An 18,318-nucleotide genomic window follows, 5' to 3' on the forward strand; every position below is an offset into this window, starting at 1 on the left:
CAAATCCTCACCCACCGGCCGGTGCGGCGGCCGTGAAGGGCCCCGGCAGGATCGGGCATTCACGTGGTGGAAGACGTCACACCGACCGCCGAGGAGGGACGAACGTCAGGTGCTGATCGAGCAAGCCGTGCCCGGCATGTCCGACGAAGCCGTCCTGCGCGAATCCCGTAGCCACCCGGAGGTGTTCGCGCAGCTGTTCGACGCCTACCACAGCGAGATCTACCGCTACGTCGCCGGACGGCTCAGCACCGCGCACGCCGACGACCTGGCCGCCGAGACGTTCCTGATCGCGTTCCGGAGCCGGGCCCGTTTCCACGGTGACGGCGGTCATGTACGCGCCTGGCTGTACGGCATCGCCACGAACCTGATCCGCCGCCACCACCGAGACGAGGAACGCAAGTACCGGGCGCTGGCGCGCACCGACGCCGCCGACCGGGCCCGCGCCGGCGATCACGATGACGACACCCGCATCCTCGCCCGCGTCGCCGCCCACGGCGTCCAGCGTGACCTGGCCGCAGCCCTGCGCTCGTTGAAACGCCGCGATCGCGACGTGCTGCTACTCGTCGCGCTGGCCGAACTGAGCTACCCCGAGGTCGCCCGGGCCCTGGACATCCCCGAGGGCACGGTCGCCTCACGCCTGAGCCGCGCCCGTAAGACGGTCCGCACCGCGCTGGGTGGGGTCGACCCCACCCGTGACGACACCCGAGCAGAGGACAGGAGGAGCACCTGATGGACGACCTGAACCTGATCCGCGAGGTCTTCAACGCCCCGCCGCCGTCGGCGCGGGCCACCGGACAAGCCCGCAGCCGGCTGAACGCCGCCCTCGTCGCGCCGCAACCGGCCCGCCGGCCGCGGCGCCGGCTGCTGGCCGCTGCTTTCGCGATGGCAGGCATCGCTGCTTTCGCGCTGGCCGTCGCCCCGCCCGGTCCCCGCCCCGCCCCCGGCCCGCAGCCGCCGGACCTCTCGGCCCGCGGCATCCTGCTGGCCGCAGCGCACCAGGCCGCCACCGCGGAAGCCGGAACCGGCCGGTACTGGCGCGTGCGCCGACTCGTCCACTCCGGTCCGCTCAAAGTCGGCCAAGCCCCCGACTACTACTACATCGTCGACCGCAACGCCGAAGAGCAGTGGATCGCCCGTGACCCAGCCGATCCCAGCTGGACCGGGCGCCGCAACCTCGGCTCCCGGCCCCGCAGCGAAGCCGACCAGCAGGCATGGCGCAAAGCCGGCTCACCCACCCGCTGGGACCTGCCCGGCGACAACGGGTCGGTGCACCGCAGCACCGCACCGGACAAGGGCGCGCTCTGGCCGCTGAACCCCGCACACGTCCTGGTCGACCTCGGCGGTTTCGACCGTGCGCAGGTCGAAGCGCTGCCCACCGACGCCGGCCTGCTGCGGGAGCTGTTCACCGCCCGCATCGCGGCCGGCCGCGGCGGGTTCGCTCCAGGCACCCGCGGGTCCGACAGCCGGCTGTTCGGCGCCATGTGCCAACTGCTCATGGACGTACCGGCCCCGCCGGCGGTACGCGCGGCCGCGTTCACGGTGCTGGCGGGCATCGCCGGGATGCGCGCCACCGGCGAGGTGACCGACGACCTGGGACGTACCGGGATCGGTATCGAACTGATCCAGCAAAGCACTGAGGTGTCCGAGTCCCGGCGGCTGGTCGTCGACCCTGCGACCCACCTGCTGCTGGCCAGCAGCTACTCGGCGAACTCAACCGGCGGCCACGGCGCGCAGCCGGTCAAGGAGCAGCACCAGATGATCCTGCAGGCCGGCTGGACCGACGCGCCGCCGGCCGTCCCGGCCCTGTCCTGACCCGCCACACCAGCACCTCCCATCCCACCTCCCGAAGGGCTCCGTCATGTCCCGAGAACACCGCAACGCTGCTGCGGCAACCGGTCTCCTACTGCTGCTCGGGACGGCCGCCTGCGGTGACGCCCCGGCCTCGCCGACCGTCGCCTCGGCCGAAACCCCGGCCGCGCCCACCGCCACTGCCGCTGCCAGTGCGCTCACCCGATACGTCGACGCGCAGCGGGCGTGGGTCGGCTGCGTGCGCAAGCAGGGACACAACATCCCCGACCCTGACGCCAAGGGTCACGTCGACCTGGGCGCCTACCTGGCGGGCGCGAAGATCCCCAAAACCGACCCCGGATTCGTCGCCGCGCAGCGCGCCTGCGCCGACCTGCACGCCACCATCCCGGCCGAGCTGGAGCCCAGGCTGCCGCCGCTGACCCCACAGCAGCTGGAATACCGCCGCCAGTACGCCAAGTGCATGCGCGACAACGGCATGCCCACCTGGCCCGATCCGGGCCCCGACGGCGAGTGGCCGCTGGACGGGCTCGGCGGCGAGCTGACCCCGGCCGAGCATGACGCCAACCAGCGCGCCCTGCAGATCTGCGATCCGGTGCTGGAAGGCAAACCGAAAGCCGAGTACGACCCGACCAAGGTCGTCCAAGGATGACCGCCCGGTTCTGGCGCACCCGCGCAGCGACGACGGGCCTCAGCGTGGCCGTGCTGGCGCTGCTGGCCGTCGGGGTGGCGGCTGCCCTGGGCCTCGGTGGCGGCAGCGACCCGCCCGCGGACCGCCGCACCGGCCCGGCGGCCACGACGAAGGTGACCCGCCAGACCCTCGTCGAAGCGATCACCGTCGCCGGAACGCTCGGCTACGGCCCGGCCACCCCCGTCACCTCGAACGCCACAGGCACCGTGACGTGGCTGCCCGCCGTGGGTGCCACCGTCAGGCGCGGCGGGCAGCTGCTACGCGCCGACGACCTACCCGTACTGCTGCTCTACGGGCCGCTGCCGATGTACCGGCCACTGGGCGCCGGGGTCGTCGGCGCAGACGTCATGCAGTTCGAGCAGAACCTCGCCGCCCTCGGGTTGCGCGGCTTCGAGGTCGACGACACGTTCTCGCCCGCCACGGCCACCGCCGTCAAGCGGTGGCAGAAGAGCCTCGACCTGCCGCAGACCGGCAGCATCGACCGCGACCGGGTGATCTACGCGTCGGGCCCGGTACGGATCTCCGCGCAGCTGGTGCGGGTCGGCGCGTCGGCTACCGGCGACATCCTCCAGTACACCGGCAGCACCAGGGTCGTGACCGCGACCGCGGACCGGTCCAAGGCCGGCTGGGCCGTGCCAGGCGCGAAAGTCAACCTGTCGCCCCACGGCGGCACACCCACCCCGGGCACGGTCACCACCGTGACCGACGCCCAACCCGCGGCAGGCACCGAAAGCAGCGGCGCCAACGTCACCATCACCATCGCGTACGCCGCGCAGCAAGCCCTCGGCACCCAGAACGGCGCCGGAGTCACCATCCGGTACATCGTGCAAGAACGCCGCGACGTCCTGACCGTTCCCGTCAACGCCCTGCTGGCCTTGGCCGAAGGCGGATACGGCGTCGAGGTCGTCACCGACCGCGCCCGCATCGTGGCGGTGCAAGTCGGCCTGTTCTCCGACGGGCGTGTCGAGATCAGCGCCGCAGGCATCGACAACGGCACGACGGTGGGGATCCCCGCATGAGCGAGCACACCGACAAATCCGACGGCCCTCTCGTACAGCTGACCGCAGTGTCGCGAACCTATCCCGGCGGCGTCACCGCGCTGGCCGACATCGACCTCACCATCGGTCACGGCGAACTCGCCGCGGTCGTCGGACCCTCCGGCTCAGGCAAGTCCACGATGCTGCACCTGATCGGCACCCTGGACCGGCCGTCGGCCGGCTCGGTCCGCATCGCAGGCCACGACGTGGCCCGCCTCGACGACCGTGCCGTGTCGGCCCTACGCGCCCAGCAGATCGGATTCGTGTTCCAGCAGTTCCACCTCGCCGCCGGCGTCCCGATCCTCGACGCCGTCGCCGACGGGCTGCTCTATGCGGGAGTGCCGATGCGCCGACGCCAAGCCAGAGCCGAAGCGCAGCTCGTACGGGTCGGACTCGGCCACCGGCTCGGCCACCGGCCGCACGAACTATCCGGCGGCGAACGGCAGCGGGCCGCGATCGCCCGCGCAGTCATCGGCGAACCGGCACTGCTGCTGGCCGACGAACCCACCGGCAACCTCGACTCGGTCTCCGGTGACTCGGTCCTGTCGCTGCTACGCGGCCTGAACAACGCCGGCACCACCGTCGTGGTCATCACCCACGACCAGCAGATCGCCGCGAACCTGCCCCGGCAGATCACCCTGCGCGACGGCCGACTCGTCCACGACTCCGTCGCGGTGACGGCATGACCACACCAGCCACACGAAGACTGCGCCCGGCTCGACTCAACCCCGCCGACCTGGCCCGCCTCGGCGTCGCCGGCCTACGCGCCCGGCCCCTACGCGTTTTCCTGTCCGCACTCGGCATCGCGATCGGCATCGCCGCCATGCTGTCAGTCGTCGGAGTGACCACCTCCAGCCGCGCACACCTCGACCAGACACTGCAACAGCTCGGCACCAACCTGCTCACCGTCGTACCCGGCGAAGCCGGCAACGGCCGCCCCGAATCACTACCCGAGGAATCCGTCGCCATGATCGGACGGATAGGGCCCGTCGTATCGGTCAGCGCCACCGGCAAGGTCACCGCCGCCGTCTACCGCAACGACCACATACCCGCCCCCGAAACCAGCAGCGTCGAAGTCCTCGCCGCCGAATCCGGGCTGCTCGACACCCTCGGCCTGACCGTCGGCGAGGGCAACTGGTTCACCCACGCCACCGCCACCTACCCGGCGGTCGTCCTCGGCTCCGTCGCCGCCCGACGCCTCGACATCCCGGCACCCGGCCTGCGCCTGTGGCTGGGCAGCGAATGGTTCATCGTCGTCGGCATCCTCCACCCCGCCCCGCTCGTACCCGCCCTCGACTCCGCCGCACTGGTCGGCTGGGACGCCGCCCGCACCTACCTCGACTTCGACGGCCGCCCCACCGTCGTATACATACGAGCCGACGAACAGCAGATCAACGCCGTCCGTGACGTCCTCGGACGGACCGCCGACCCGCAGTCACCCCAACACGTCCGCGTGTCCCGGCCCTCCGACGCACTCGCCGCGAAACAGGCCACCGACACGACACTCAGCGGCACCCTGCTCGGACTCGGCATGGTCGCGCTGCTCGTCGGCGGGGTCGGCATCGCCAACACCATGGTGATCTCGGTGCTGGAGCGACGAGCCGAGATCGGGCTACGCCGGGCACTGGGCGCCACCAGAGGCCAGATCCGCGTGCAGTTCCTGGCCGAATCACTGCTGCTATCCGGCCTCGGCGGCGCCAGCGGCGTGATCATGGGCACCGTCGCCGCCGGACTGTACGCCTCCAGCCAGAACTGGCCAGTGTTCGTCCCCGCCTGGGCCACCGGCGGCAGCCTGGGTGCGGCACTGCTCATCGGCGCGCTCGCCGGCTTGTACCCGGCTGTACGGGCCAGCCGCCTGGAGCCGACCTCCGCGCTGAGCGGCTGAGCGCGATGGCAGGTGGGCGGCCCAGGCGCTGGCTGCCCACCTGCGCCAGTCAGGTCGGGACCGGCTGCCGCAAGAAGATCGCGCATTTCAACGACTTGAACCGTTCTGACTGTGCACAAGTTGCGCACGCGCAGCAGGGTGCTCCGAACGATGTTGGGCACCCCTTCGTACCGGATGCCAGACGCTTATCGGCCGTCCGCCGGCGGATCGGCGGTCAGCCAGATCTCGAGGTCTGCCGCGGTGCGCAGCTCCGCGTCGACTCGTTCGCGCTCCGACTCGGTGAGTTGGACGGTCCGCAGCTCCGCGGCGTACGTCTCGATCTTTGCGGGTTCGCCCATGGCAACCGCCAGCTCGATCAGCGCCGCCAACGCCAGCGCCCGGTCGATCGGCGCTGCCTGGTCGCGGTGTTTGCGCAGCCCGGAGGTGAGCGCGCGGTAGGCTGCGCGGTCGTCGGTCTTGAACTCGCGGTAAATCCGGGCGTTGTCGAGCACCCGTGCCAGCCCTTCGAGCTTCTTCGAGCCGCCGTACTCCACCTCCTCCGGTTCGTCGCGCTGGATGAAGACGATCGAGTTGCCGGACGGGTCCATCAGGGTGAAGCGGCTGGCGCCGGGTCGGTAGCGGGTGAGCCGGGGCAGCCCGGTGGCCAGCACTTTGCCGTAAGCCTGGCGCATCGCCTGGGTGAAGGCGGCGTGGTACGGCGCGACCGCGTCGACCAGCACCAGGCAGCCGCCGCTGTTCTCCTCGCTGGGGTCCAGCCCCTGCGGCGGATTCTTGAAGTGCAGGTCGAAGCCGCCCAACTTGAAGGCAAGATAGAGGTACGGCTTGGTCTGCCGCCAGGTGACCTGGAAGCCGAGCGCCTGGTAGAACGCCAGCGTGTCGTCGGCGGACACGCACGGCAGTAGCGGCACGGTCGTCTCGGTCGGCTGGCTCGTCGCCTCGTTCATGTTCTGTGCCTTCCCCCTCGCAGCTGTCGCTACCGCATTGTGGCCGGTCACAGCGTTTTCCGCACATGGCCGAGTTTGCGTCGATGGATTGCCCTCACAACACGGTCGGGCAGCCAGAGGACCACGCGTTCGGCCGATCACGCGGCGGGTTGAACGACGAAGCTGCACCTGGCCTGCGACCAGGGCCGCAAACCCCTGTCGATGCCACTGACCGCCGGCCATCGGAGCGTTAGCCGTCAGTTCGCAGGTGTCCTGCCAGCATCCGCGTGCCCCCGCACCCTCCAAGTGCCGCCCTCGGACCCGGCCGGACCTCGTCCTGGCCGACCCGGACTACACCTGCAGCGCCGACCGGGAACTGCTGCGCCGCCGCGCAATCAAGGCGTGCATTCCGAAGATCGACCACGACGCCCACCGCAAAGCCAAACCTCCCGAGGCGAACGCCCCCCCGCCTTCGACCCAGCCGTGTATCGGCAGTGGCACGCCGTCGAATGTGGCATCAACCAGCTCAAACGCAACCGAGTCACGGCCGCTCGCAACGACAAGTTCACCGTCTGCCTCCTCGCCACGATCCACGTCACCGTGATCAACGAGTGGCTACACGCACTTCGACCCCTGCCAGGACCTTTAAGCCCGTTCCCCACGCCGGATCTCGTCCTGCCCGCCGACGCCCCGCCCTGGAAGCCGACAATCATCACCAGCTCCCCGGCCGAGTTCACCGTCACCTGGTGAGACTGGGCCGTCGTGGCGGGCGCTGGAACGCCAGTCGGCAACGCGAACCAGGGTCTCGAGGTAGGCGAGCCGGAAGGGACCGAGGTCGTCGCGCAGCGTCTTCGCCCGTTCGGTCCACGGGCCGACCGTGAAGACATCGGTCTGCAGGGACTGGGCGGGGAACCGCTCGCCGGTGGACAGTTCGATCGGCGGGATACGATCGCCGTTGCGCACGCCCATGAGCAAGGGTGCCTCCTCCCCCGCCGGGCGCACGGTGATCCGTACCTTGCCGTGGTGTGCTGCGACCAGGTAGTTGATCAGCGGCTGTCCGTCCGGCACGATCAGCGCGCTGACCAGCTCGTGCCTGAAGTGCGGCCGGCGGGAGCGGCCCGTGTTGTAGGGGGCTGCGGACTTAGCCAGCAGGCCGTCCGGGAAGTCACCGCCGCCTGCGCGCAGCATCTCCTGGAACACCTCGTGGCATTTGCCGAGGTCGTGGTAACGGGCAGCCCGGGCCACGGCCTCCCGCTGCTCGGCGGGCAGGCCGGGCAGGGCGTCGAGGAGCAGGCGCGCCTCCTCCTCGGTCTCCATGAGGTGCTGGTCGAGGCTGACCCACTTGGTGCAGGCGAAGGTCTGCGTGCCGGCAGGCAGGGCCAAGGCCGTCACCGGGGTGCGGCTCTGCGGGGCCCAGCCTTCGTCCGGCAGGTAGCCGCCGTGTTCGGCCTCCAGCAACACGGTCGCGCCGGGCTGCAGGTCCCCGGCCACCGCCTGCCGCCAGCGGCCGTCCAGCCGGTCCCGGACCCAGGCGTGGTCCCGCTGCTGCAGGTCGGCGAGCGGGACCTGGCAGAGCTCGTCGCGGCCGGGGCCGGGATCGGCGTCGGAGGGCTCGCCGTCGCGCCAGGCGACCATCATCGTGAGGTCGGCGGCGTCGCAGATCCAGCGGCTGACGTCCGTGTCGGGGTCGGCGGTGTCGAACAGCTCCAGCAGGTCCTGCAGACGCAGGACCTCACGGGGCGCAGTGTCCGGACGGACCGGCGGCCCGTCAGGATCCAGGAGCCAGCGAGCCACGTCAGGATCTCCGCCGGTCGGCGGCTCGCACCAGAGCAGGTCCCCGCCCTCGGGGTGCTCGCCGTAGCGGTTGCAGCGCCCTGCCCGCTGCACGATCGAACTCACGGAGGCAAGCTCCGTCAGGAGCGTGCGGCTGGAGACGTCGATCCCGGCCTCCAGCGCCTGCGCCGAGACGACGATCCGGTCGTGCCCGGTCTCGCCGAGCTCGGAAAGCAGACGCCGACGGTCCGCGGCCCGGAACCTCGGATGGATCAGCAGGACGTCCCGTCCCGCCTCCCGCAGCGCTGCGTACAGCGCCCGCGCCCGCTCCACCGTGTTGAGCACGGCGATGGTCTGGGTGCCGGGGACATGCGCGGCCGTCAGCGCGCCGACGAGCCCGTCGATGTAGTTCGCGGGGTCGACGTCCAGCCGGGTGATCCGCCGGACCGATGGCAGAGACGCATCCGATGACATCCACATCGTACTGGTCGGCGAAGGCGTGCCGACCTCGTCCCGCAGCCGCTGGAGCTCGACGCTCGCCGCCAGCGCGGGGCCGAGCAGGTCCATCTCGTCGAAGACCCACTGGGTGTCGGTGTGCAGCAGCGCGTACGACACGGGGGCCATCTCGGTCGCGTCGCCGAACCCGCGCATCAGGGCACGGCTCAGCATCAGGTCATGGGTGCCCACGAGAATCGCAGTCCGCTCGGGATGACGCCGCCAGCCGCCGTCCGTGATCGGGTGCAGGCCGACCTCGTCGGCGCAGCCGAGCCTGTCCAGCCACTGCCCGATCTGCTCGATCAGCTGATCGTGGAGGCTGTGCTGTGGCAGCACGTACACCAGCCTGCGCGGCGTACTCTGCGGTGCGGCGACCAGCCGCCGGTAGAGCCAGGGCAGCACGCCCGCGACGCTCTTACCCGCACCCGTCGGTGCGCTCAGCAGCTCGGGCAGCCCTTCGGCGGCCAGCCGCGCCTGGTACGGGTAGGGAGCGTGACCTGTCGCGGTACGCATAAAACCCTCGAACCCGTCCACGATCCGCACCCTACCGGTTCAGAATCAGCAGCCGCCTGGGGTGAAGGCCTTGCCCGCGAACCGGTCGATGAGGAAGTCCTTGACTCGGCCCGAGGTCGAGCACGCTGGGCGCGACACCGATACGGCGGGGCAGGCGCATGACGCGGCTGCCGAGTTGCTGCGGCGGCCTGCTTCGGCGGCCCGGCTTCCGGCCGGGCTGACGGCGATCAACGCTGCACGGAGGTCTCCGATCCGGCGGGCGTATCGCAGCGAGATCGCGGCGGTCAAAACAGATCCGCAGACCGCTCCGACCGTGCGGAGGTTCCTCGCCCCGCGGCTGACCGGCCACAACGTCGCCAGCACGGCCCGCGAACGCAACGAGATCGGCGTTCCGTGCCCGTCCAGCGCCGACCCGGACCGCAACACGCACCGCAGTGGCGAGGCGTGGATCCTGCGCATCGTCACGGCGATCTGGCCAACCCTCTTCGCCGGCGCCTCGTAGATCGACGGCTTCCCTGCCACGAACCAGGTGACGGACTTCGCGGTCCAACTGAGCCGACCCGCCGCTCGTCAACAGCCCCGCCCCCGACTGTCGCTTGCCCACGGTCAGCGGGGCTCGACCTGCCCGCCGATCCGCCCGCGTGGCCGCGCCGGAGCGCCGCGTATCAACGTCGCCAAGGCATTCACCCATGTGAACGCTCACACCTTCGTTTCAGCGACCTGCAGCCTGCCACTCTGGTGACGCACGATGCCCACAGCACAGGCACCTGCGTCGCCCAGCGCATCGAAACCTGCTGTTGACATCCCCGTAACCACTGGAGAGGCTGTTAGCGATCACAAAGCGACCCGATCGCGCGCTAGAACCCCGCCGAGAACCGCCCTCGCCCGCGAGCGCAACCCCTCCCACCTCTCCCCGAAGGAGCCCGCCGATGGCAACGTTCACCCGCGTCCGTCAAAGATTCGCGGTCGCGCTCGGCACGATCATCGTGCTGCTGGCCGTGTTCGCCCCGCCGGCCACCGCGCAGTTCATCACGGTCAACAACCCGGTCATCCGGCAGCGCGCCGACACGGCGATCTACAAGCACACCGACGGCTACTACTACATGACCGCCTCGGTCCCCGACTACAAACGGGTCGAACTGCGACGCGCCACGACCCTGCAGGGCCTCGGCAACGCCGCGACCGCCAACGCTTTCACCGCACCGTCGAGCGGCCCACTGAGCGGCTGGATCTGGGCACCGGACATCCAATTCATCGACGGCGCCTGGTACATGTACTTCTCGGCATCGCCCAACACCGCCCGGTTCGACCAACGGCTCTACTGGATCCGCAACACCTGCGCCAACCCGATGACCTGCGCGTGGACCGCACCCCAGCGCTTCAACACCGGCTGGGAGTCCTTCCAGCTCGACGCGGCGACGTTCGTCAACCGCGGAGTGCGCTACTTCACCTGGGCCCAGGACAGCCCGTCCACCAACTTCAACAGCCACATGTACATCGCCCGGATGAACGGCGCCACCGCCATCACCGGCACGGTCACCGAGATCGCGCGCCCGACGTACGCCTGGGAGAAGGAAGGCGTCGCCGGCGTGGTGGAAGGGCCATCGCCACTGGTCAAGAACGGCCGCGTGTACATCGCCTACTCGGCCTCGGCGACCGACTCCCGGTACAAGCTAGGCCTGCTGTCGTCCTACGACACCGCCGACCTGCTGAATCCGGCCTCCTGGTACAAACACCCGAACCCGGTGTTCCAGACCGCGAACGGGGTCTATGGCCCGGGCCACGGCAGCTTCACCGTGGCCGAGGACAACACCACGGACGTGCTGGTCTACCACGCCCGTGACTACGCCACCCCGACGCCGGACGCGCTCACCGACCCGAACCGGCACACTCGCTTCCAGCAGCTCTACTTCCGCGACAACGGCGACCCGTTCTTCGGCCAGCCGCTGCCGAACGCAATGACCGCGCCCGGCATCCGGGGCCGGCACAGCAACCGCTGCGTCGACAACTACAACCTCGACACCACCCCCGGCGCGCTCGTTCGGCTGTATGACTGCAACGGCAACGCCGCGCAGGAGTGGGAATTCAACTACAAGGGCATCAGCTGGTACGAGATCCGCAACCGCAACACCGGCACCTGCCTGACCGACATCAACGCCAGCACGGCACTGAACGCCGACGTCGGCCTGGTCGCCTGCAACAACACGACGGCCCAGCAGTGGCAGATCATCGACCGGGGCACCGGCTGGTTCTCACTGCGCAACGTCGCCGGCAACATGTGCCTGGACAACTTCGAATGGAACGCCGCGAACGGGGCCCGGATCTCGCTCTACACCTGCAACGGCAACGCCGCCCAGCAGTGGCGGCGCGGCTAAAGCAGCACCGATGTCGCCAATCTGAAGGTCTGCCTCGCCGCGGCCCGGGCCGGTCCCCCGCTTTCGTGAGATCGGTCCGGGGCCGCTGCCTGCTCGACGCGACAAGGTGGCGGCCAGGCTCGGTCTCGCGGACCATGAATCTGGTTCGTTAGACGTGTATGGCCCGTGGAGACCTGAGCAACACCGAGTGGGCTGTGCTGGAGCCGTTGCTTCCGGCGCAGCCCGCTCGTGGCGGTCAGTGGCGTGACCACCGGCAGGTCGTCAGGTCGCGGTCCCGCGTCCCGGTGGCATCGGCCGACCACGCAAGCGACCGGACTCGTTGACCGGCGACAAGGCGAGCTCATCGCGGGCCAACCGGGCGCTGCTGCGTTCACGGGACATCACTACGGTCTTCCCGGAGCCAGCGGCCAGATCGCCAACCGGAGGCGGCGCGGCCGCTCCGGTGGTAGACCACCGAACTTCGACCGCGCCGTATACCGCAGACGCAACCAGGTAGAACGCGGGTTCGACCGGCGCAAGCACTGGCGCGGACCGGCGACCCGCTTCGACGAGCTGGCCAGCCACTACCAAGCCACCCTCGACCTCGTCGAAGCCCTCGACCGGCTACGCGCCGTACCCGACGGACATGATCTGTGAGCCAGAACCTAGGCGGACACGGCCTCCCACCGGAAGCCGTCGAGGTCGACGAAGCCTCCGGCGTCGCTGCCGACGGCGATGCGGTGCGAGCCGGAGCCCTCGGGTGACACGCCGGAGTCCTTGGCGGCGAACTTGCGGCTGTAGAGCGCCATCTTGATGGTCGAGGTGCCGAATTCGACGTACTTGCTGCCGAAGCTCTTGGTCACCGGCAGGCCGCGGTCGGCGTAGAACTGCCTGGTCGCCTTGACGTTGTCGACGCCGAGCAGCAGCACCACATCGTTGACCTGCCGCGTGGCGGGGCCGGAGTTCTTCTTCTCCGCCGACGCGAGCTTCCAGATGGTGCCGAACGGGTCCTGGATGGTGCCGCCGTAGCCCCAGAAGCTCTTGCTCGCCGGCTTGAGCGTCGTCGCTCCAGCGGCCACGGCTGTGCCGAAGAAGCTGTCCACGTCGCATGGCTGGGGCACGACCAGCGAGATCACGTAGCCGCGGAATCCGGCCGACGGTTCGTCGCCGGCCCGCACGCGGATGCGTTCGCCCAGCCCGAAGGCTGCGGTGTAGAACGAGTCGGCGGCGGCCAGGTCGGTGACTTCGAGGATGAGGTGGTCGATGGAGGTCATGGCGTGCTCCTTCGGGAGGCTGTCGTAGATCGCTGTGTCTGAGCACAGCTTCGCCTCCCGGGCCGCCCGCCCACATCCGTGGTGACCACGGAAGCCGCCACGGAGCCGGCGCACGGAGACACACGCAGGGCCACGATCCGCGAGACGGAGCCAAGCCGATCGCCCAGTGCTCGGCGTTGTTGTCCAGGCAGGCAAGTGCCGGACCACCGACCCGGCGTAGCGGCGAAGTTGCAGTCGTCGTCGGTGGAGGTCTGCCAGGCCGAGATCGGCAAGGTCATGGCCACCGAACGAGCCGGGCGACCCGCCCGACGTCGCCTGGGCGGAATGCCGTCCGGGCAACTCATCGACGTACGAGCAGGCGGCGCCCACCTGTCGGTGGACGCCGCCTGGGTGAGAACTCGGTCAGGCCGGTGCCGGCCTACCGGTAGGTGATGTCGCTCTCCCTGACCTTGCAGTTGCTGTCGTTCCAGCCCTCGCCGAGGTACGAAGGTTCGCTGCCCTTGGGCACGCCGTTGTACTTGCCGCAGACTGTGGCGCTGGAGCTGTTGACCAGGGTGACCCGGGTGATGGTCGCGATGTCGCCCCAGTTGCTGTTGATACCGGCGACCATGTCGATGTCGTCCAGAAGAACGTTATCGATCTTGACGTTTCGCTGGTAGGAGCTGGAGCAGTTGCCGCAGGCACGGTAGAGCTTGCCGGCGGACTTCAGGTAGAAGCCGCTGATGCTCACGGTGCCGTTGCCGTTGTGCTGGAACACCTTGTCGCTGCCGGAGCGGGCGCCGCCGCCGATGACGTACGACGTGCCGCCGCCGGTGCCCTTGAAGGTGGCGGCGTCCTCGCCGATGTCGTTCCACCACACGTTCCTGAGCGTGCAGGTGCCCTCGCAGTGCACGCCGTCGCCGGCAGGCGAGCCGAGGATGACGTTCTGCAGCGTGGCGCCGTTGGCCAGCTTGAACATCGGGTCCTGGCTCTCGTCCTGGCCGCCGTCGCCGATGCAGCAGTAGGTCTTCATGCCGCCGTCGAAGGTGCCGGAGACGCTGATCGTGCCGGAGACGCTGGCCGAGCCGGCCGACGTCGGCCACGTGGCGCTGGGGCCGCCGCTGCCTCCGGTCGGGGTGGGAGTGGGGGTCGGGTTGGTCCCGCCACTGCCCGCCTTGACGAGGCGGAACTGCTGGTTGGTGCCGTTGAGGTCCTGGAACTGCGAGATGCGGGCGCCGTCGGCCGACGACCACTCCCACACGTCCAGGGCTTTGCCGCTGTTGCGGTTCTTGAACCGGACCACGTTGTTGCCGTTGTCCAGCAGTGAGAACTGCTGCTGGTAGGCGCTGCTGCCGGCGCCGGCGTTCATCTGGACGGTCGCGCCGTCGGCGGTGCTGCTGCCGGCGATCTCGATGACCTTGCCGCTGGCCTTCGACTTGAGGCGGTAGTAGCCGCTGCCCATGTCGAGGAACTGGAACTGCTGGTTGGACGCCGAGCTGTCCGAGCTGCGCTGGACGACCGGGCCGTTGCTGCCTTCGATCGCCTTGCCGCTGAACACGTTGACCAGCTGGTAGTAAGCGCTGGTGTCGATGGTGGCGGCCGACGCCGGCATCATCGAGGCCAGGGCGACGCCGCCGACGACGGTCGCGACCGTGGTGATCGCGAGTGCCAGGCGTAGCCGCGGCCGCCGCCTCCGGGCGGTGGGTGATGTGTGCATGGGTTCCTCCGTAGGGTCCACCGATGATCCAGTTCGGTGGCGAGGATGGGAGTGGGGACGGGACGGTGCGTAATCGGGTAAGCGCTTACCAAGCCGTACCGTAGGGCATCCGCCGGAGCCGGTCAATAGGTGATGCTCGATGATGGGAGCGTTCCCGTTTACCGCATCGTCCACTTGCCCCACGATGACTAGGACAAAGGCGCAGCAGCCGGTGACGCCGAGCCGGGCGCAAATTGAGGGCGCGGAGCGAGCGAACCCCCCACGTGACTACTTTCGGTGACTAGAGGCATCGCGAGGCGGGGACCCGCCCGTTCAAGATCTGAGCGAGGGACGGCCGGAATCGCTCAGCCCAGACAAACCAGCTCTCATCCGCGGGCAGCGGGCAGGAAAGGCAGAAACCCTCCGGAGAGCCTGTGGGTCGTCCGACCCGCCGCCTACGATCAGCCGATGATCGACGCCACGTTGTTCCAGGCCGATGCCTGGCGTCCGTTCGTGACAGCGCTGCGCAACAGCATTCCCCCCGAGGCAGGGCAGGCCGAGTTCCGCGGCACGATGGCGCCGGGCGCGTTCGGCGGCTCGATCGCCTACGACGGCGACCACCGCCTCCCCGGTCTGAGCCTGGAGCGCGGTGAGCGGCCGACGGACATGCTCAGACCGCTGGCCGAGCTGACCGGCGGACAGGCCGTCGCGGTACGCGGCATCACGACCCCCTCCGGCGCGGCGATGGTGAGCATCGTCCCCAGCACGCCGCAGGTTTCGTTCGGGATGGGCAGCGACCTACTGGAGGACGTACACCTGGTCGCCGGAGCGCATCCGGAGCCCTACCGACGCCAGCCGGTCCGCTACGACACCGCCGTATCCGCCGGCGCCGACGCGGCCACGGTCACCGCGCTGGTCCGGCAACTGCTACCGGACGCACGGCCGGCCGACCCGTCGGAGCTGGACGCGGCGGAGGCCGACCTCGGCGTCGCGCTGCCCGACGACGTCCGGGCACTCTTCCTCGCCGCGGCCGAGGGCACCCTGATCCTGCAGCCCACCGACCGCGAACGTTTCTACGGCCTGCGGATCGTGCCACTGACCGACGCCGCCGCCCGCGCCTATCTGGAACCGCAGGCCCGGTACCTGTCCTGGACGCACGGCGCGACCGAGGTCGTCGCGCCCGATCCGCACGGCCGGATGCAGCAATTGGCAGCCTCGCCGGCATGGTTCGTGGTCGGAGAGGACGGCGGCGGCAACCTCTACGTCGTCGACCTCGCCCCCGGGCCGCAGGGGACGCTCGGCCAGGTGCTGTTCGTCGACCACGAGATGTCGGCAGGCGCCCGCTGGCTGGCGCCCTCCCTGACCCAGCTGCTCACCGAGCGGCCCGCCACCCTGGCGAAACCGGGCCCGGAAGGCGGACTGCTGGTGCGGGTCGGATCGCGCAGCGGCAAGACCCTCGCCGATGTCCAACCGACGACCGAGGTGCTGTACATCAGAGCCGCAGCCGCGCCCTGCGACCTGTCCGCGCTGGCCGGCCACCGGCTGCGCACCCTGGTCACCGAATCCGCCGCCGTCGCCGATCTTCCCGCCGTCACCGAACTGCCCGCGCTGGAATACCTGCAGCTCGACGTCGCGGGCTGGCAGCAGCTGCTGCGCGCCGGGCAGGTCCCGTCGACCCTGCTGGCCGCCGGCCTGAGTGGCCGTGCCGGCTGGACAGACACGGTCGAGGTGGTCAACGGTCTGCTGGCCGCCTGGAACCAGGAGCCGATCCAAGTGATCGACGTTGCCGTGCAGCTCTGATCGCCGGTCCGGGTCAGGCGAACACCAGCCGGACCGCGAGGCCGACGAAGACGGCGCTCCGCAAACCTTCATCTCTCGGTGAGCCGCCCGTTCAAGCTCTGAGCGAGGGAGGGCCAAAATCGCTGAGCCCAGTCAAACCAGCTCTCATCCCCAGGCGGCGGCGAGGGCAGAAACGAACCGGAGAGCTCGTCTGAGTCGGGGACCTCGAATTGCTCTCTCCAGGGGTCGAGCTCCGCCTCTGCCATAGGGAATGTCTGCTCTGGCGTATGTTTCCAGCGGTTCTGAATCCGGCTCCACTGCACCTCGCGTTCCACCGGCAGGTACACGATCTCACATGACGCTCCCACTGAAGCGGCCATCCAGCGCAGGGCGGAGCGCTCATCGCGCGACCAGAGTCCGAAGTCAAGAACGACGCTGAGCCGCAGCCGCAGGACGTCGATGGCCAGTGCGATGAGCCGGCCCTCCAACAGCCACCGCTTGCCGTCGGGCCGCGCCTGGTGACGGTCTTCCTGGCCGAAGATGGACAGCGCCCAGTCATCGGCGGTGAGCTGCAGGGCTCCACGTTCCGCCGCCAGCTCCCGCGCTCGCACGGTCTTCCCGGACCCCGGAAGGCCCACCATCAAGAACAGTGTGGGTGCCTGGCCCACCCGCGTATCGCCCACCGTCTGATTCATGTGATCCATGGTGCCCGACACTTGCCGACAAGCATTCGCGACCAGACCGCAAAGTCGGCCAGTCCGCCGCCGCAGAGATGGGCGACGGTAGGTGCGAAACAGGCAACGCCGGGTGTGGCATGACTGCACACGCCACGCCCGGCAGACCGACGTCAGCGTGCCGGTGGTGGCGGCGGCGGGTCGATGGCGATGCTCATCTGGGCGTACGGCCCGAAGTTGCCCGAAGCGTCCCAGGCCCGCACCCGTACCGTGTAAATCCCGAAACCGGTGAACGGAACGTATCCGCTGGTGCCGCCGACTTTGCTGATCAGCGTGCCGTTCAGGTAGATCTCGTACCCGACCAGGAACGTCTCGTCCGTCGCGGCGTCCCAGCGCACCGTCAGGTGGGCGGGCGACATGCCACCGATCCGCAGGTTCGCGGGTGCGGTCGGCGGGATCGAGTCCGGCAGCTGCCCGACGTGCAGCGGCGCGAACGCGGAGATGTTGCCGGCCGCGTCGACAGCCCGCACCCCATAGGTCGTGACCATCGGTGGCGGTGTCGGCATGCTGTAGCTCGTCGTCGTCGAGGTCCCGATCTGGGTGGACCGGTGGAAGATCTGGTACTCGACGACGCCGGTGTCGTCAGTGGACGCGGACCAGGTGATGCCGGTAAACGAACCGGTGGCGAAGCGAACGTTCGTCGGCGTGGAGGGCGGCGTCACGTCGACCGCCGGCGGGCCGGAACAGGGTGCGCCGTTGACCGTGCAGCCCCGCGGCTCACCGCTGCCGCTCGCCACCCAGCCGAAGCTGGTCGAGGCGCCGGCGGTCAGCGTGCCGTTCCACGACATGTTGGTGAAGACGAAGCGGCTGCCGTCACGGGTCATGCTCGCGTTCCAGTACGAGCCGAGCGTGGTGCCGGCCGGCAGGTCGAACTCGACCCGCCACGAGGTGAGCGTCGCCGGACTGGGGTTGTGCACGGTCATCTTGCCGACGTAGCCGCTGGACCACTGGCTTTCCTTGACGAAGGCCACGGTCGCCGCGTGTGCCGGCGCGGGCAAGAGGATGATCGCTCCTACGCCCACGACGACTGCCGTGGCGAGTCGGGCGATCCGACGTACAGGAGCGGTTGATAGTCTCATATCAATGAATCCTAGAGACATCCATCAATCATAGGCAACGGCCACTGCCGCGGTCGGCGCTGTCACGAACCGGTCCCCGTTCCCGTAGCCGTGCCCGTACGGCCAGGCCGCCCGCCAGGCCGGCGAGCACGAAGGCCCCCGCTACACCAGCCGACACGCATCGAATTACACCCCACCGAACGCGAGATGGCCGCCGACAGCCTGACATCCAAGCGGACCTGGAACCCCGCCGACCGGTGGGCGTAAACATGCCCGGTCCTCCTCCTTGGAGGAGGACCGGGCGCGGCGGGTCTAACTCGG

General features: G+C 69.6%; 15 protein-coding genes. 9 read left to right on the forward strand and 6 right to left on the reverse strand.

Going from position 1 to position 18,318, the window contains the following annotated elements; all coding sequences use genetic code 11:
• Positions 1 to 109: 109 nt before the first annotated feature.
• From FLL47_RS13515 to FLL47_RS13540, 6 genes are read left to right on the forward strand one after another with little or no spacing between them, the layout of a single operon-like run.
• The gene (locus FLL47_RS13515) at positions 110 to 730 is read left to right on the forward strand and encodes an RNA polymerase sigma factor (protein ID WP_246157880.1); all 621 of its coding nucleotides are present in this window, start codon (positions 110 to 112) and stop codon (positions 728 to 730) included.
• The gene (locus FLL47_RS13520; protein WP_144120865.1) at positions 730 to 1,812 is read left to right on the forward strand and encodes a CU044_5270 family protein; all 1,083 of its coding nucleotides are present in this window, start codon (positions 730 to 732) and stop codon (positions 1,810 to 1,812) included. The genes FLL47_RS13515 and FLL47_RS13520 overlap by 1 nt, the downstream gene beginning before the upstream one ends.
• Before the next feature lie 46 nt (positions 1,813 to 1,858).
• Positions 1,859 to 2,458 (forward strand): hypothetical protein, encoded by a 600-nt coding sequence (locus FLL47_RS13525; RefSeq protein ID WP_144120866.1) that lies wholly within the window; start codon positions 1,859 to 1,861, stop codon positions 2,456 to 2,458.
• Complete coding sequence (locus FLL47_RS13530; protein ID WP_144120867.1) at positions 2,455 to 3,516, forward strand: peptidoglycan-binding domain-containing protein; 1,062 nt, start codon at positions 2,455 to 2,457, stop codon at positions 3,514 to 3,516. Before FLL47_RS13525 ends, FLL47_RS13530 begins: the two co-directional genes overlap by 4 nt.
• Complete coding sequence (locus FLL47_RS13535; RefSeq protein ID WP_144120868.1) at positions 3,513 to 4,220, forward strand: ABC transporter ATP-binding protein; 708 nt, start codon at positions 3,513 to 3,515, stop codon at positions 4,218 to 4,220. The genes FLL47_RS13530 and FLL47_RS13535 overlap by 4 nt, the downstream gene beginning before the upstream one ends.
• Positions 4,217 to 5,419, forward strand: coding sequence for an ABC transporter permease (locus tag FLL47_RS13540; protein ID WP_144120869.1), 1,203 nt, complete (start codon positions 4,217 to 4,219; stop codon positions 5,417 to 5,419). Before FLL47_RS13535 ends, FLL47_RS13540 begins: the two co-directional genes overlap by 4 nt.
• 185 nt (positions 5,420 to 5,604) lie before the next feature.
• Here FLL47_RS13540 and FLL47_RS13545 read toward each other — a convergent pair whose 3' ends face one another.
• Positions 5,605 to 6,363 carry a VOC family protein gene (locus FLL47_RS13545; protein WP_144120870.1) on the reverse strand — a complete coding sequence of 253 codons (759 nt, stop codon included), beginning with the start codon at positions 6,361 to 6,363 and terminating at the stop codon, positions 5,605 to 5,607.
• 624 nt (positions 6,364 to 6,987) lie between these two features.
• The gene (locus FLL47_RS13550) at positions 6,988 to 9,144 is read right to left on the reverse strand and encodes a CRISPR-associated endonuclease Cas3'' (RefSeq protein WP_144120871.1); all 2,157 of its coding nucleotides are present in this window, start codon (positions 9,142 to 9,144) and stop codon (positions 6,988 to 6,990) included.
• A 79-nt stretch (positions 9,145 to 9,223) separates the two neighbouring features.
• On the opposite strand from FLL47_RS13550, the gene FLL47_RS13555 reads away from it, so the two are divergent.
• Together FLL47_RS13555 and FLL47_RS13560 are read left to right on the forward strand one after the other, a co-directional pair.
• The gene (locus FLL47_RS13555) at positions 9,224 to 9,625 is read left to right on the forward strand and encodes a hypothetical protein (RefSeq protein ID WP_144120872.1); all 402 of its coding nucleotides are present in this window, start codon (positions 9,224 to 9,226) and stop codon (positions 9,623 to 9,625) included.
• A 427-nt stretch (positions 9,626 to 10,052) separates the two neighbouring features.
• Entirely contained in the window at positions 10,053 to 11,498 is a 1,446-nt protein-coding gene (locus tag FLL47_RS13560; RefSeq protein WP_144120873.1) for a family 43 glycosylhydrolase, read from the forward strand.
• A gap of 644 nt (positions 11,499 to 12,142) precedes the next feature.
• Here FLL47_RS13560 and FLL47_RS13570 read toward each other — a convergent pair.
• Together FLL47_RS13570 and FLL47_RS13575 are read right to left on the reverse strand one after the other, a co-directional pair.
• Complete coding sequence (locus FLL47_RS13570; RefSeq protein ID WP_144120874.1) at positions 12,143 to 12,751, reverse strand: VOC family protein; 609 nt, start codon at positions 12,749 to 12,751, stop codon at positions 12,143 to 12,145.
• A gap of 418 nt (positions 12,752 to 13,169) precedes the next feature.
• Positions 13,170 to 14,447 carry a pectate lyase gene (locus FLL47_RS13575; RefSeq protein WP_186315714.1) on the reverse strand — a complete coding sequence of 426 codons (1,278 nt, stop codon included), beginning with the start codon at positions 14,445 to 14,447 and terminating at the stop codon, positions 13,170 to 13,172.
• A gap of 447 nt (positions 14,448 to 14,894) precedes the next feature.
• Here FLL47_RS13575 and FLL47_RS13580 point away from each other — a divergent pair, with 447 nt between their 5' ends.
• Positions 14,895 to 16,226: an SMI1/KNR4 family protein gene (locus tag FLL47_RS13580; RefSeq protein WP_144120875.1), complete on the forward strand. Its 1,332-nt coding sequence runs from the start codon at positions 14,895 to 14,897 to the stop codon at positions 16,224 to 16,226.
• Between the two features lie 68 nt (positions 16,227 to 16,294).
• Here FLL47_RS13580 and FLL47_RS13585 read toward each other — a convergent pair whose 3' ends face one another.
• Positions 16,295 to 16,900, reverse strand: a complete 606-nt coding sequence (locus FLL47_RS13585) for a P-loop nucleotide/nucleoside kinase family protein (RefSeq protein WP_144120876.1) — start codon at positions 16,898 to 16,900, stop codon at positions 16,295 to 16,297.
• A 152-nt stretch (positions 16,901 to 17,052) separates the two neighbouring features.
• The gene (locus tag FLL47_RS13590; RefSeq protein WP_144120877.1) at positions 17,053 to 18,039 is read right to left on the reverse strand and encodes a cellulose binding domain-containing protein; all 987 of its coding nucleotides are present in this window, start codon (positions 18,037 to 18,039) and stop codon (positions 17,053 to 17,055) included.
• Between the last annotated feature and the right edge of the window lie 279 nt (positions 18,040 to 18,318).

Origin of the sequence: Catellatospora sichuanensis, assembly GCF_007483665.1 — a bacterium.
Lineage (GTDB): Bacteria > Actinomycetota > Actinomycetes > Mycobacteriales > Micromonosporaceae > Catellatospora > Catellatospora sichuanensis.